The following is a 14,204-nucleotide window of genomic DNA, read 5'->3' on the forward strand; positions in this document are numbered from 1 at the left end:
GCACCAGCCCATCAGCACCAAGCCCGAACTGGTGCGCAGATAGCCTTGGTCGTCGGTGCGAAACGAGCCGGTCGTCGTCATGACCAGATCGCGTGGTGTGCTCGCCCCCGACATCAGGGACGCGGAATGGACGACGGGAAGCATGCCGCGTCCCGAAATCGCAATATCCATAGGATGCGAGGTCGGAACCAGGTTGCCGCGCTGGTCGACGATCCGGCTGGTGGTGGCACGGACGCCGCCGGCAGTGTAAAGCCCGCCGCCGCGGCCTTGGTTGATAACCATGCTTTCAAAACTGGTGTCCACCCGCTTGTAGCCATAGGTGCCGGAATTCGCGATATTGTCGGAGATATTGGCCAGTCGCGTCGAGTTCGCGGCGAGCCCGGACACCCCGGCACTGAGGGCAGATGAGATCGACATTCTGTTGTCACCCCTGTGTGAGTCGTTCTGCGTGAAGCTTGGCGGCTGGGGGTTAACATGCCGCTAACGGCGCCCCGCCCGGGCCGGTCATCTCAGTAAAATCACTTCGATCCGATTGTTGTTCGGGTCCATCGGGTTGACCGACCGGTTGCGCCGGTCGGCAAAGGCGGTGACGCGCTGGATGCGCGTGCTGTCAAAGCCCGCGCCCTCCAGCAGGTTGCGCAAGGCATGGGCGCGGGCGTCGGACAGCGCCCAAACCGGAGACTGGATCAACATCTCGGGATAGGCGCGGACATGACCGGTCAGGGCGATTTCGTTCCTGATGCGCCCCAGAACACCGGAGAGAATGCCGGCCAGCTCCTTCATGGCAGGCGTTGGCTGGGCGCTGTCCCCGACGAAAAGCGGCTCGTCCATCAGGTCGGTCAATTCGATGACCAGCCCTTCGTCCGTCATGCGGGTCACGACATGGCGCAGCAGATTAACCTTTTGCAGGGATTCGGCGCCGCTGCCGGTCAATTGATCCTGGATGTGGCGAGCCATGTCCTCGAAGCCGGTTTCCTGGCCCTCTTGCGCCCGGGCAGCAAGGGTGTCGCGTGAGGCGCCGGCGCCCTGGCCGGAATCGGTTTCGGCATCCTGCACCTCGCCGCCGAAAGGGCCGTCATGACCGCTGCGGGTCGATTGGATGAGCGTGGGGTTGAAGTAATCCGCCAGCCCCTGCCGCTGCTTTTCGGTGGTCGCGTTCAGCAGCCACATGAGCAGGAAAAAGGCCATCATCGCGGTCACGAAATCGGCATAGGCGACCTTCCAGGCGCCGCCGTGATGGCCACCATCGCCCCCGCCCTGAACCTTCTTGATGATGATCGGGGCGCCGCCCCCGTTTCCGGCCATGAGCCATTCCTTTCGCTGCCTGTCCGAAAGGTCTAGCCTGGCGCGGCTAAATTCCAGTTAACGGGTCAAATGCCGCCTATTTCCTTTGGGCATCCCTGTGAGGTAGGAAAATTTCCTAGTAAATATCAATAAGTTAAACTTATCCTGCATCGACCGGCTCCTGCGTCGCGGCGGGCTGCGGACTTATCCGCTGGGCGCGTCGCGGCGACGAATCGGTCCATGTCTGCGCGGCATCTTGCGCCGGGCTCGCGCGCCGATATTCTGGGCCGATGCAGACCGAGGGCGAATATGACCTGTCCACCGGCGCGGGGCTGATCGCCTGTCCGCGCTGCGACGCGCTGCATGTCGAACGCGAGCTGGAACCGGGCGAGACCGCGCGCTGCGTGCGCTGCAACACCGTGCTGGCCAGCCCGCGCGCCGGCGCCTTCACCCGGATCATCGCGCTGTCCTTTGCCTCGCTGGTGCTGATGGTGGGGGCGGTGTTCTTTCCTTTCCTCGAGATCTCGCGCATGGGCTTCGGCAACCAGACCTCGCTTTTCGGCGTGGCGCTGGCCTTTTCGCACGGGGCCTTGATGCCGCTGACCGTGGCGGTGCTGGGCATGATCGTCGGGCTGCCGGTGCTGCGGGCGCTGCTGCTGGTCTATACGCTGCTGCCCCTGGCACGGAACCGCCGGCCCTTTGCCCATGCCGTGCCGGCCTTTCGCCTGTCGGAGGCGCTGCGGCCCTGGTCCATGGCCGAGATCTTTGTCATCGGCACCGCCATCGCGCTGGTCAAGGTGGCCGGGCTGGCCAATATCAGCCTGGGGCCGGCTTTCTGGGCATTTTGCGGGCTGATCCTGGTCAATGCCGCCAGCAACGTCTTTACCAGCGCCACGACGATCTGGGACGCCATCGAGGATGCGGGGATGGCCACGGATGGGCGCGAGATCGTGCCGGAGACGCGGGCATGAGCGTGCCCTCGGCCGAGGCGCCGGTCCTGACCGCGCATCGCGCCGGGCTGGTCGGCTGCCGCAGCTGCGGCCGGGTCTGGCCGGAAGCCGAGACCACCTGCAACCGCTGCGGCAGCACGCTGGTGCCGCCCGACCGGCGCTGCCTGAACGCGGTCTGGGCCTGGCTGGCGGCCGGATTCGTCTTCTACATTCCCGCAAACCTGTTTCCGATGCTCAAGACCTCGACCTTCGGCGGGCTGCGCGGCAACAGCGAAGCCACCATCCTCGGCGGCGTGGTCGAGCTGATGCATTACGGCAATTACGGGGTGGCGGCGATCGTCTTCCTGGCCTCGATCGTGGTGCCGATCGGCAAGTTCATCGCCATCAGCTGGCTGGCGCTGGTCGCCGGGCGCCCGGCGACCGTCCAGGCCGCGCATAAGCGGCTGCGTCTCTATGAGGTGGTGGAGTTCATCGGCCGCTGGTCGATGATCGACGTGTTCATCGTGGCGATCCTGTCGGCGCTGGTGCAGCTGGGCTTCGTGGCCTCGATCCATCCGGGGCCTGCCGCGGTGTCATTCGCGCTGTCGGTTGCCTTCACCATGCTTTCCGCGCAAAGCTTCGATCCACGACTGATCTGGCGCGGCCTTCCGCTGCGCAGCCGCAAGGACCATGAATGACGGACAGGCCCTCGCCCGAGCGCAGCGACGCCCCTCTCAAACCTGCCGACCCCCTCCGCAAGCCCGCCGCCCGCGCCGTGCGGGCCGGGTTGCCGCTGATCTGGCTGGTGCCCATCGCGGCGCTGGTCGTGACGCTGGGCGTGGGCTGGAACGCCATTGCCAGCCGCGGCACGCTGATCTCGGTCGCCTTCAAGGACGCGACCGGCATCACCCCGGGAGAGACGGCGCTGAAATTCCGCGAGATCACCGTGGGCAAGGTCGAATCGGTTCGCTTTACCGAGGACCTGCAACAGGTGCTGGTCAACATGCGCGTGGACAAGGATCTGGCCCCCTATATCGACAGGGATGCGCAGTTCTGGATCGTGCGGCCGCAGGTCTCGGCGCAAGGCATCTCGCGGCTGGATACGGTGCTGACCGGCGCCTTCGTCGAGGGCTTCTGGGACGACAAGCCGGACGAGCCGCAGAGCCGCTTCCAGGGACTCGACAGGCCGCCGCTGACCAGTTTCGGCCAGGAAGGCACCTGGATCGTGCTTTCGACCGAACGCTCGCGCGGCATGACCGAGGGCGCGCCGGTGATGTTCCGCGGGCTGCCGGTCGGGCAGATGCAGAACCTGCGCCTGTCCGAGGACGACGAAAGCGTGCTGGCCGATGTCTTCATCGCCGCGCCGCATGACGGGCGGCTGACCACCAGCACGGTGTTCTGGGACACCTCGGGCTTTTCGGTCTCGCTGGGGGCGCAGGGCCTGTCGCTGAACGTGAACTCGCTGGCCTCGGTCTTGCAGGGCGGGGCAGAGTTCGCGACGCTGACCTCGGGCGGCGCCCCGGTCGAGGACGGGCATGTCTTTACCCTGCAACCGGACGAGGCGACGGCGCGCACCAACCTGTTTTCCGACGAAGCCCAGGCGCTGCGGCTGACCATGCGCATCGGCGAATCGGTCAAGGGGCTGGAAACCGGCGCCAATGTCCAGTTCATGGGCCTGACCGTGGGCCGCGTCACCGATCTGGCGGCCCGCGTCGCCACCGATGCCGAGGGCCGCGAGCATGTCGAGCAGGAGGTGACGCTGGCCATCACCCCGGCACGGCTTGGGCTGCCGGGCGATACCACCTCGGAACAGGCGCTGGATTTCCTCTCCGGCCAGGTCCGGTCCGGCCTGCGGGCGCGCGTCGCCAGCGCCGGCTTCTTCGGCACCTCGCTCCAGGTCGAGCTGGTCGAGCTGGCCGATGCCGCACCGGCCGAGCTGGACCGCGCCGGCCAGCCCTATCCGGTCATCCCCTCGGTCCCCGGCGAGATTTCCGATTTCAGCGAGACCGCGCAGGGCTTCCTCACCCGCGTCGGCAACCTGCCCATCGAGGAGGCGCTGAAATCCGTTACCGACATGATGAACAGCGTCACCGCCATCGCCAGCAGCGAGGACACCCGCGCCATCCCCGGCGCCTTGCGCGGCACGCTGGAGGATGCGCAGGCCGCCGCCGGCGAGATCCGGCAGGTCACCACCGAGCTGCGCGAATCCGGCGCCGTGGGCCAGTTGCGCCGCATGGTGGACGAGGCCGCCGCCGCCGCCGAGGCGGTCAAGCTCGCTGCCGCCGATGTGCCGGCCATGGTCGACCAGATCGACGCCGCCGCGGTCAAGATCGAGGCGGTGGATTACGCCGCCATCGGCACCGAGGCCGAGGGCATCCTCAGGGACGTGCGCGCGCTTCTGGGCACCGAGGATGCCGAGCAGTTGCCGAGGAACCTGTCCGAGACGCTGAAATCCGCCTCCGGCCTGCTCAACGACCTGCGCGACGGCAATGCGGCGGGCAGCCTGAACAACGCGCTCGCCTCGGCCAGCACGGCGGCGCAGGACGTCTCGGATGCTGCCAAGCGCCTGCCGCAGCTTTCCGCGCGGCTCGAGGCGCTGGCGGCGCGGGCCGATGCGGTGATCGCCGCCTATGGCGACCGCTCCAGCTTCAACACCGAGACCATCAACCTGATGCGCGAGATGCGCCGCGCTGCCAATGCCTTCGGCAGCCTGGCGCGAACCATCGAGCGCAATCCGCAAGCCTTCATCCTGGGACGATAAGATGCGCCTGATCCTTGCCTCCGCCGCCTGTCTTGCCCTGCTCGGCGCCTGCTCGAACGGCGAAAAGACCGCGCGCTACCTGATCGACCCGCCGGCCACCGGCGAGCGCGTCGCCGACCGGCTGGGCACGGCGGAGCTGAAGGACGTGTCCTTGCCGGAATACGCCTCGGGCGACGAGGTGAGCTGGCAGACCGGGGACGGCGCGGTGCGCTCGAACACGAAACAGCTCTGGGCCGACAACCCCCAGCGGGCCTTCACGCTGACGCTGGCGCGGAGCATCTCGGACCTCTCGGGCGCCACGGTGATCGCCGAGCCCTGGCCGCTGGCCGAACCGCCCAGGCGCCGGCTGGAGGTGCGGGTCGAGAAGGCGCTAGCGCAGGCCGACGGGCTCTATCGCCTGACCGGGCGCTATTTCGTCTCGGACGAGGGCGCGGGCGGCGCCAACCAGGCGCGCGGCTTCGACATCTCCGTGCCGCTCGCCGACCAGAACCCCGCCGCCATTGCCCGCGCGCAGTCGCAGGCCATCGCCCAGCTTGCCCGGCAGATCGCCACGCTGTCCGGGCCAGGCCGATCGATCCGCACCAGCACCGCGCCGGTGCCGCGGATCGAGGACATCTTCTCGCAGCCGCTGCCGCCGCTGGAAGGCAGCTGAACCGGGCCTTTCACCGTTTTTCAAATACTCCGGGGGAACGCCTTGCGTGCCCCATCAAGGGGCGCGCAAGGCGTGGGGGCAGAGCCCCCTTTACCCCGCGTCCTCGGGCTCGAACTGGCCGAAGCGGCCGGCGGCGAAGACCAGGGGATGATCGCCCGGCCCCGCCACGGTCACGCGCAGCACCCGCCCGATCAGCACCGAATGGTCGCCCGCCTCATGCGCCGCATGGGCGGCGCAGTCGAAACGCGCCGCCACGCCCGGGATGACCGGCACGCCCTCGGGGGTCAGCACCGTGTCCAGCCCCTCGAACTGGCGGCCGCCGCGGGTGAAGCGCAGGCAGGTCTCCAGCTGCTCCGAGCCCAGGACATGCACCGACCAGGCCCCGGCCTCGGCAAAGGCCGCATGGCGGGCCGAGGTGCGGGCCGGGCACCACAGCACCAGCGGCGGCTCCAGCGAGACGCTGGAGAAGCTGTTCACCGTCATGCCCAGCGGCCCCTGCGGCCCGGCGGTGGTGACCACGGTGACGCCGGTGGCGAACCGCCCCAGCGCCTCGCGCAGCAGCCGCGCCTCGGCGGTGGCGGGATGGAAGGTGATCTCGTCGGCCAGCCGGTCGCGGGTCGCGGGGGGAAGACGGCTCATGTTCGCGCCCTGTCGTCGTCTGCGGGACTAGACCAGAGCGGCTCCGGCCTTTTCCCCTTTCTAGCCGCCGCGCGGCGGGGCATCAAGCTGGCTGGCGGCGCGCAGCCGGTGCGGGGTCATCGCCGCAAGCAGCTGATCGTGCAGGGCGGGCGGCGCCACCACCAGCCCGTCGGTCAGCGGCCGGGCCGCGTTGAAGCGCATCGGCGCGCCGGTAAGGTCGCTGGCCACGCAGCCGGCGCGGGCGGCGATCAGGCTGCCCGCCGCCACGTCCCATTCCCAGGCCGGCCGGGTGGACAGCGTGGCGTCGAACTGCCCATCCGCCACCAGGCACAGCCGCCAGGCCAGCGAGGGGCGAAAGCCGCGCTTCAGCGGCGGCGCCGCGCCGCGCCAATGCACCGGGTCGAGGCTCGGCTTGCCGGTCAGCACATGCGCGCCCTCGAACCCATGCGCCGAGGGCGCGATGGGCCTGCCGTCGCGCAGGGCCGGCCCCTCGGCCGCGGCGGCATAGGTAGTGCGCTGCGCCGGCAGATGCACCACGCCCGCGACCACCTGGTCGCCGCGCGTGATCGCCAGCGCATTGGAAAAGCCGACCTGCCCGTCGATGAAGGCGCGGGTGCCGTCGATCGGGTCGATGATGAAGCAATGCTCGGCCTGAAGCCGGGCCGGATCGTCGGCGCTTTCCTCGCTCAGCCAGCCGTAATCGGGGCGGGCGGCGCGCAGCAGGCGCTCCAGATGCGCGTTGACGGCCAGGTCGGCCTCGGTCACCGGGCCGGCGCCGTCGCCCTTGTCCCAGACCCGGGGATCGCGCCGCCAGTAGCGCAGCGCGATCTCGCCCGCCTCATGAGCGGCCTGTTCCAGAAGCGCAAGGTCACTCGCCGGCAACGGTCATCCCTTCGACCAGCAGGCTGGGCACGCGCATCGCCCGCCAGTCGGGCAGGTCGTTCGCCGCCGTCACGCGCAGCAGCATGTCGCGCAGGTTGCCGGCGATGGTGCATTCGTTGACGGCATAGGCGATCTCGCCGTTTTCGATCCAGAAGCCGCCGGCGCCGCGCGAATAATCCCCGGTGGTGCTGTTGATCGAGGCACCCAGCATCGAGGTCACCACCAGGCCGCGCCCCATCTCGCGGATCAGCTCGTCCCGCGTCCTGGCGCCCGGGGTCAGCTCCAGATTGGTCACGCCGGGCGAGGGCGGGCTGCCGGCGCCGCGCATGGCATTGGCGGTCGAATCCATGCCCAGCTTGCGCCCGGTCGCCAGGTCCAGCGTCCAGCCCTGCAACACGCCGTCCGCCACGATCAGCCGCGGCGCGGTCGCCAGCCCCTCGCCGTCGAACAGGCGCGAGGAACCATAGCGCGGCCGATGCGGATCCTCGCGCAGGTCGAGGCCCTTGGGCAGCACCTGTTCCCCCAGCGCGTCGCGCAGCCAGCTGGCGCCGCGCGCCACCGAGGCGCCGTTCACCGCCGCGACGAGATGGCCGATCAGCCCCGAGGCGATGCGCTCGTCATAGAGGATCGGGAAGGCGCCGGTGGGCGGTTTCCTGGCGCCGCGCCGGGCGACGGTGCGTTCGGCGGCCAGCCGGCCGATCTCTTCGGGCGAGGGCAGGTCGGCGGCGTGGACGCGGCTTTCGCCGGCCCAGTCGCGCTCCATTCCCAGCCCCTCGCCGGTGATGGCGACGGTGGACAGGCTGTGGCCGCTGCGGCCGTAGCCGGCCGAAAAGCCGTTGGACGCCGCCAGCCACATGCGGCGCTGCGAATGGCTGGCGCCGGCGGATTCGATCTTCGAGACGCCCTCGACCGCCAGCGCCGCCGCCTCGGCGCGCAGGGCCAGGTCCTGCAACTGCTCGGGCGTCGGCTCGGGATTGTGGTCGTAAAGGTCCAGCCGGCTGCTGTCGGTCTCGGTGGCCAGCTGCCCGGGCTCGGCCAGGCCCAGCGTGTCGTCGACCGGCGCCTCGCGGGCCATGGCGACGGCGCGGGCGGCCATCTCCTCGATGGTGCGCGCCGAGCGGTCCGAGGCCGAGACGCAGGCCTGCCGCCCGCCGATCAGCACCCGCAGCCCGATCTCGACCCCCTCGGCGCGTTCGGCGTGCTCCAGATGGCCGGCGCGCACATCGACCGAGACGGCGGCGGCTTCCAGCGCCACGGCATCGGCCTGGTCGGCGCCCGCCTTGCGTGCCGCCGCCAGAAGCTGCTGCGTCAGGACCTCGAGGCGATGATATTCGGACATGCGGTTCACCTTGGAATAGGACACGGGGCCGCGACGTCAACGCCCGGCCCCCGCAATGCGATCCGTCAGGGCGCCGGGCGGCGCGCCGGATGGATTACTTGATCTGCTGGCCGTTGGCAAAGATCGAGCCGTCTTCCTTGAACTCGAGCTTGGTTTCCAGCTTGTCCTCGCCCTCGGCGACGGGCTTGGCGAACATGGCCATCATCATGCGCACGCCCATGATCTGGTCCTCGGGGATCAGGCCCATGGCGCCCAGCTTGTCGATCAGCCCGTTCACGCCCTCGTAGCTGGCGTTGATCTCGCCGACCGGGGTGGTCATGTCGCCGGTTTCCGGCGCCTTCAGCGCGCCCTCGGCATTCACCTTGGCGCCAAGCGCGTTCAGGGCGAACTGGTTGATGCTGACCTCGACCGGCTCGAAGGGCTGCGGCTCGGCTTCCGCCGCATCCATGCCCTCGGCGCTCTCGGTGGTCCCGTCGGCCGGAGCTTCCTCGGGCGCGGGCGCCATGCTGGCCGGGTCGAAGATATCCTTGGTGACCTTCATCTGCCCGGTCACGTCGATATCCAGCGAGGCCGGGTCGCGCGGCAGCTGGCCCTGGGCGTCGAACAGGTTCCAGATCGCATCGCCCAGCGTCAGCCCGGCCAGCGAATAGGCGAACTTGAAGGGCTGCGCCTCGTCCGACTGCATCACCGGCAGCTGCATGTCGAAGCTGCCGCTTTCGATCGCATAGTTGATCGGGAAGGGCATGTCGCTGCTGGTCAGCTCGAAGCTGCCGGTATCCGAGCCGGCCTGGTAGGCCATGCCGTCCTGCGACAGGTTATAGCTCAGGTCGAAGCCCTTGCCGTCGTACTTGCCGGCGCCGCTGGTCGGCTGGCCGGCCTCGTCCGTGCCGGCGAAGTCGAAGCTGGCGACCAGCGCGCCGGCCTTCAGCACGCCGCTCATGGCCAGACCCGCCTTCAGCGCGGCGTTCATGTCCTCCTCGATCTTCGCGTCGCCGGGGACGGCCATCTCGCCGGTGGTTTCCAGATCGCTGAGGCTGCCCTCGAACTTGACCTTGTCGCCTTCCTCGCTGTCCACATCGCCCGAGAAGGTGACCTTGCCCGACTGCATCGCATAGTCGTATTTCGCGGGCGAGCCGGCGACGATGTGGAAGGTGCCGGTCGAATCCGCCACGCCGACCTTGATCGGCAGCGGGGTTTCCTTGTCGCCGCTCTTGATCGTGGTCAGGGTGAAATCCATCGTGGGATAGTCGAAATCATGCGTCATGTCCTCGGCCGCGCCCGAGGTGATGATGACGTTGCCCGGCAGGTCCACGGTAAAGGGCAGGCTGTAGCTTTGCCCGTCGGGATCGGTGCCATGCGCCTCGCCGGTCATCTGGTCGGCAAAGACCGTCCGGACCTTGCCGTCGCCGCTGTCGCTTAGCGTGACCTGGGGAATGCTGAAGCTGACCTGGCTGTCGGGCACGCCGCCGCTGATGGCGACATCGCTGAGCGTCAGCGTATCGCCCGCCTTGTCGCGCTTGCCCTCGGTCACGCTATAGCCGAGCGACTGGTAGTAATCGACCCAGGACTGCCACACTTGTTCCGAGGTGACATCGGCCAGGGCCGGGGCGGTCATCGCGGCCAGCGCCAGGGCCGAGCTTGTCAGTCGCAGGTTCATTTCATAACACCTTTCCGGCGAGAATTGCATAAGAAACACCGATCCGGTTTCTGCCACAGCCAGCGCGCGGGTCCAAGGAGGGAATGATGATCGCAAGGGAAATCGTCGGCGGGATCGGGCGCATCACCATTTCGCGCCCGGCCAAGGCCAACTCGCTGACCGGCACCATGCTGGCCGATCTGACCGCGGCCTTCGACGCCCTTGCCGCCGAGCCCGGCCTGCGCGCCGTGATCCTGACCGGCGAGGGCGCGGTGTTTTCCGCCGGGGCCGATCTGGACGAGGCCCGCGCCGGGCTGGCGCTGTCGCCGGAATGGGAGCGGCTGTCCTCCCGCGTCGCCGCGATGCCTTGCCTGACCATCGCCGCGCTGAACGGCACGGCGGCGGGCGGCGCCCTGGGCATGGTGCTGGCCTGCGATCTGCGGCTGGCGGTGCCGGGTGCGAAAATCTTCTATCCGGTCATGCGCTTGGGCTTTCTGCCCCAGCCCAGCGATCCGGTGCGGCTGCGGGCGCTGGTCGGGCCGGCGCGCGCCAAGATGATCCTGATGGCAGGACAGAAGATCCCCGTCGAGGAGGCGCTGGCCTGGGGGCTCGTCGACCGGCTGGTCGCGCCCGAGGCGCTGCTGGACGAGGCCGCGGCGCTGGCCGCCGACGCCTGCGCCGCCAGCGCCGAGCAGGTGGAGGCGATCAAGCGGATGCTGGATTGACGGCGTCTGACCCGCGCCCGCACGGCGCCTGGGCGTCAGCCCTTGCCGGGACTGTTTCGTGACGTTGCGTCACGGCCGTCAGGCATAGGCCGACTGTCTGCCGAAATGCGTGCAGAGCATGTAATAGACCACCGCGCGATACTTGTTGCGGTTCGAGCTGCCGTATTTCTCGATCACCGCGTCGATGGCGGCGGAAAGCTCGGGACCGTCGGGCAGGCCCAGCTTTTTCACCAGGTAGTTGGTCCTGATGCGTTCCAGTTCGGTCTTGTCCGACCCGGCCACGGTTTCGCCATCGGCATTGTAGATCGAAGGCCCGCAGCCGATGACCACCTTGGCCAGCAGGTCCATGTCGGGCGTGACGCCCAGCTTGTCCTTCATGTCGGCGGCGTATTTGGCGATCAGATCGTCGCGCTTGCTCATTGCTCCGTCCCCCTTTGGATTGGTCATCCGAGGGGAAGCCTAGCGCCGGGCGGGCAAATATCAACTGAAACCGCACGCTTGCGGCGCGGCGTGCCTATCCTGCGAAGGCCGGGGCCAGCGCCTCGGCGATGCGGGCGCCTTCCTCGGCCGGCAGCTGCGGCGGCGCCGAGAAGCTGCCAAGGCCGTCCTGCAAATAGGCTTGCGACGAGACGTCATGCACATGATGCATCGGCACCACATGCGCATGGGCATGGGCGACATGGATGCCGGTATAGAACAGCGCCACCCGCTCGACCGCGTAAAGCGCCTTCATCTGCCGGGCCAGGCGCTGCGCGCAGCCGGTGATGCGGGTGGCAAGATCCTCGGGCAGGTCCTCGAACCAGGGGTAATGCCGCTTGGGGATGATCAGGCAATGGCCGGGACGGATGGGATGCAGGTCCAGAAAGGCCAGGATCTGCTCGTCCTCATGGACCCGATGCGCCGGCAACTCGCCGCGCGCGATGCGACAGAACAGGCAATCGTCGGACATCCGGCAACCCTCCTTCCCGGTTTGCGGCGCAGCCCCCGATGCCGGGGACTGCGCGAATGGCTCAATAGCGGTAATGGTCCGCCTTGAACGGGCCTTGCGGGGTCACGCCGATATAGTCGGCCTGCTCCTTGGAGAGTTTGGTCAGCTTGACGCCGATCTTGTCCAGATGCAGCCGGGCGACCTTTTCGTCCAGCGCCTTGGGCAGGATATAGACGCCCGGGGCGTATGCGTCGCTCTTGGTCCAGAGTTCGATCTGCGCCAGCACCTGGTTGGTGAAGCTGGCCGACATCACGAAGCTCGGGTGCCCGGTCGCGTTGCCGAGGTTCAGCAGGCGGCCTTCGGACAGCAGGATGATGCGATTGCCCGAGGGCATCTCGATCATGTCCACCTGCTCCTTGATGTTGGTCCATTTGTGGTTGCGCAGCGCGGCGACCTGGATCTCGTTGTCGAAATGGCCGATGTTGCCGACGATGGCCATGTCCTTCATCTCGCGCATGTGCTCGATGCGGATCACGTCCTTGTTGCCGGTGGTGGTGACGAAGATGTCGGCGGTTCCGACCACGTCCTCCAGCAGCACCACCTCGAACCCGTCCATGGCGGCTTGCAGCGCGCAGATCGGATCGACCTCGGTCACCTTCACGCGGGCGCCGGCGCCGCGCAGCGAGGCGGCCGAGCCCTTGCCCACGTCGCCATAGCCGCAGACCACCGCGACCTTCCCGGCCATCATCACGTCGGTGGCGCGGCGGATGCCGTCCACCAGCGATTCCTTGCAGCCGTATTTGTTGTCGAATTTCGACTTGGTGACGCTGTCGTTCACGTTGATCGCCGGGAAGGGCAGGAGCCCTTTCTTGTGCAGGTCATAGAGCCGATGCACGCCGGTCGTCGTCTCCTCGCTGACGCCCCTGATCGCGTCGCGCTGCCGGGTGAACCAGCCGGGCGAGGCCGCCAGCCGCTTGCGGATCTGGGCAAAGAGCGCTTCCTCCTCCTCGCTGGTCGGCACGTCGATCAGGCCGGTCTCGCCCGCCTCGACCCGCGCGCCCAGCAGCACATACATGGTCGCGTCGCCGCCATCGTCCAGGATCATGTTCGCCGGGCCTTCGGCGAACTGGAAGATCTGGTCGGTATAGGACCAATATTCCGGCAGCGACTCGCCCTTGACGGCAAAGACCGGGATGCCGGCCTTGGCGATCGCCGCCGCCGCATGGTCCTGGGTCGAGAAGATGTTGCACGAGGCCCAGCGGACCTCGGCGCCCAGGGCCGCCAGCGTCTCGATCAGCACGGCGGTCTGCACCGTCATGTGCAGGCTGCCGGCGATGCGGGCGCCCTTCAGCGGCTTTGCCTCGCCATATTCGGCGCGCAGGGCCATCAGGCCGGGCATCTCGGTCTCGGCGATGTCCAGTTCCTTGCGGCCGTATTCGGCAAGGGAAATGTCTCGGATGATGTAATCGGTCATGGGGCCCTCGCGCCTTTGCTCTTGGCGCGGCCTTAGCATCCCCGGCCATGCGGCGCAAATCGAAGACTGGGCCCCCGGGATCAGCCGTTCAGCCCGGCCTTGACGAAGAACACCTCGGGATTGGTGCCGTCGCTGAAGCCGATGCCCGAGGCGATCACGCAGCTCGTCGCATCCGGCCGCTCGAAGACCACCGTCCAGGTGCCCATGACCTGCGAACCCCAGAGCGTCGTGCCCTCGCCGCCCGACGCCACCTTGCTTTCGCCGAAATCGTGGCGCAGGGTCCGCTCCAGCTCGGCCTTGCGGTCGCACCAGGGCTGGTCGTCCACCGCGTTCTCGGAGAGCGGCAGGGTGCGGGCGACCTCGCGCACGGCACGCGGGTCCATGCCGGCGATGGCGGACCAGCCGCGGGGATTGGCCATGTTCTCCTCGCGGGTCTGGATCGCCGCCTGCGCGGATTGGCCCGGCAGGGCCAGCAGCACCGCCAGCAGGGCGGGTGCGATGCGGGGGACCGGGATCATGTTCATTGCCTCAACCTTTCGCTTGCGCGGGTGATTGGCGGCAAAACCCCCGCCGACCCGCCGGGGTTCCCGGAAGGTTCCGCAAAAGGCGCGAATGTGAGCGCTAGCAGGACTGCCCCGGATGGCTTAGAAGGGCCGCAACGAGGCTACGCAAAACGTATGGCCCGCCCCGGTTGCAAGCGCCGATTGGGTGATGGTGTGAGCAGTCTGCACAAACGTATCCGGCATGTCGGCTCTTCGGCCGCTGCCAAGATGGAGATCCGCGCATCCCGATCCTCATAAAGGGGCCGGCCTCGTCGGGCCATTTTGCGCCAGAGGCTTTCGGGACACCGGTCGACTGTCAGGCCATCTTCCTATCACCACTCGCAGCTTGAAGCGCTTGGCGGCGTTCGCGCCGAGCGCCGGTTCGATATTTTTCAGTTCGCCGTTATCGAGCA

General features: G+C 68.1%; 15 protein-coding genes. 5 read left to right on the plus strand and 10 right to left on the minus strand.

Annotated features, from left to right (window positions below; genetic code table 11):
- Nucleotides 1–417 (minus strand): flagellar hook-basal body complex protein (locus AQY21_RS06300; RefSeq protein WP_152988131.1); only part of this gene is annotated, 417 nt, incomplete at its 3' end.
- 87 nt (nucleotides 418–504) lie between these two features.
- On the minus strand, nucleotides 505–1,305 hold the full coding sequence (locus AQY21_RS06305; protein WP_058096907.1) for a flagellar motor protein MotB: 801 nt from the start codon (nucleotides 1,303–1,305) through the stop codon (nucleotides 505–507).
- A 269-nt stretch (nucleotides 1,306–1,574) separates the two neighbouring features.
- Between AQY21_RS06305 and AQY21_RS06310 the strand changes: the two genes are divergently transcribed.
- From AQY21_RS06310 to AQY21_RS06325, 4 genes are read left to right on the plus strand one after another with little or no spacing between them, the layout of a single operon-like run.
- Nucleotides 1,575–2,255, plus strand: a complete 681-nt coding sequence (locus AQY21_RS06310) for a paraquat-inducible protein A (protein ID WP_058096908.1) — start codon at nucleotides 1,575–1,577, stop codon at nucleotides 2,253–2,255.
- Entirely contained in the window at nucleotides 2,252–2,911 is a 660-nt protein-coding gene (locus AQY21_RS06315) for a paraquat-inducible protein A (RefSeq protein WP_058096909.1), read from the plus strand. The genes AQY21_RS06310 and AQY21_RS06315 overlap by 4 nt, the downstream gene beginning before the upstream one ends.
- Complete coding sequence (locus AQY21_RS06320; protein ID WP_058096910.1) at nucleotides 2,908–4,974, plus strand: intermembrane transport protein PqiB; 2,067 nt, start codon at nucleotides 2,908–2,910, stop codon at nucleotides 4,972–4,974. The genes AQY21_RS06315 and AQY21_RS06320 overlap by 4 nt, the downstream gene beginning before the upstream one ends.
- 1 nt (nucleotide 4,975) lies before the next feature.
- Nucleotides 4,976–5,626 (plus strand): membrane integrity-associated transporter subunit PqiC, encoded by a 651-nt coding sequence (locus tag AQY21_RS06325; RefSeq protein WP_058096911.1) that lies wholly within the window; start codon nucleotides 4,976–4,978, stop codon nucleotides 5,624–5,626.
- 90 nt (nucleotides 5,627–5,716) lie between these two features.
- Here AQY21_RS06325 and AQY21_RS06330 read toward each other — a convergent pair whose 3' ends face one another.
- The 4 genes from AQY21_RS06330 to AQY21_RS06345 all read right to left on the minus strand — a co-directional run bounded on the left by AQY21_RS06330 (nucleotide 5,717) and on the right by AQY21_RS06345 (nucleotide 10,143).
- Nucleotides 5,717–6,265 carry a flavin reductase family protein gene (locus AQY21_RS06330; protein ID WP_058096912.1) on the minus strand — a complete coding sequence of 183 codons (549 nt, stop codon included), beginning with the start codon at nucleotides 6,263–6,265 and terminating at the stop codon, nucleotides 5,717–5,719.
- Nucleotides 6,266–6,325: 60 nt separating this feature from the next.
- Complete coding sequence (locus tag AQY21_RS06335; protein WP_058096913.1) at nucleotides 6,326–7,147, minus strand: 3'(2'),5'-bisphosphate nucleotidase CysQ; 822 nt, start codon at nucleotides 7,145–7,147, stop codon at nucleotides 6,326–6,328.
- Entirely contained in the window at nucleotides 7,134–8,486 is a 1,353-nt protein-coding gene (locus tag AQY21_RS06340; RefSeq protein ID WP_058096914.1) for a TldD/PmbA family protein, read from the minus strand. The genes AQY21_RS06335 and AQY21_RS06340 overlap by 14 nt, the downstream gene beginning before the upstream one ends.
- A gap of 94 nt (nucleotides 8,487–8,580) precedes the next feature.
- Nucleotides 8,581–10,143, minus strand: coding sequence for a DUF2125 domain-containing protein (locus tag AQY21_RS06345; RefSeq protein WP_058096915.1), 1,563 nt, complete (start codon nucleotides 10,141–10,143; stop codon nucleotides 8,581–8,583).
- A gap of 86 nt (nucleotides 10,144–10,229) precedes the next feature.
- On the opposite strand from AQY21_RS06345, the gene AQY21_RS06350 reads away from it, so the two are divergent.
- Nucleotides 10,230–10,847: an enoyl-CoA hydratase/isomerase family protein gene (locus AQY21_RS06350; RefSeq protein WP_058096920.1), complete on the plus strand. Its 618-nt coding sequence runs from the start codon at nucleotides 10,230–10,232 to the stop codon at nucleotides 10,845–10,847.
- A gap of 78 nt (nucleotides 10,848–10,925) precedes the next feature.
- Here the strand turns inward: AQY21_RS06350 and AQY21_RS06355 are convergent, their stop codons facing one another.
- From AQY21_RS06355 to AQY21_RS06370, 4 genes are all read right to left on the minus strand, one after another.
- Entirely contained in the window at nucleotides 10,926–11,267 is a 342-nt protein-coding gene (locus tag AQY21_RS06355) for a DUF2853 family protein (RefSeq protein ID WP_058096916.1), read from the minus strand.
- Nucleotides 11,268–11,361: 94 nt separating this feature from the next.
- Nucleotides 11,362–11,796 carry an HIT family protein gene (locus tag AQY21_RS06360; protein ID WP_058096917.1) on the minus strand — a complete coding sequence of 145 codons (435 nt, stop codon included), beginning with the start codon at nucleotides 11,794–11,796 and terminating at the stop codon, nucleotides 11,362–11,364.
- A 61-nt stretch (nucleotides 11,797–11,857) separates the two neighbouring features.
- Complete coding sequence (gene ahcY, locus AQY21_RS06365; protein ID WP_058096918.1) at nucleotides 11,858–13,249, minus strand: adenosylhomocysteinase; 1,392 nt, start codon at nucleotides 13,247–13,249, stop codon at nucleotides 11,858–11,860.
- 80 nt (nucleotides 13,250–13,329) lie between these two features.
- Complete coding sequence (locus AQY21_RS06370; RefSeq protein ID WP_058096919.1) at nucleotides 13,330–13,773, minus strand: hypothetical protein; 444 nt, start codon at nucleotides 13,771–13,773, stop codon at nucleotides 13,330–13,332.
- Nucleotides 13,774–14,204 lie beyond the last annotated feature (431 nt).

It is taken from the genome of Paracoccus sp. MKU1 (assembly GCF_001447385.1).
Lineage (GTDB): Bacteria > Pseudomonadota > Alphaproteobacteria > Rhodobacterales > Rhodobacteraceae > Paracoccus.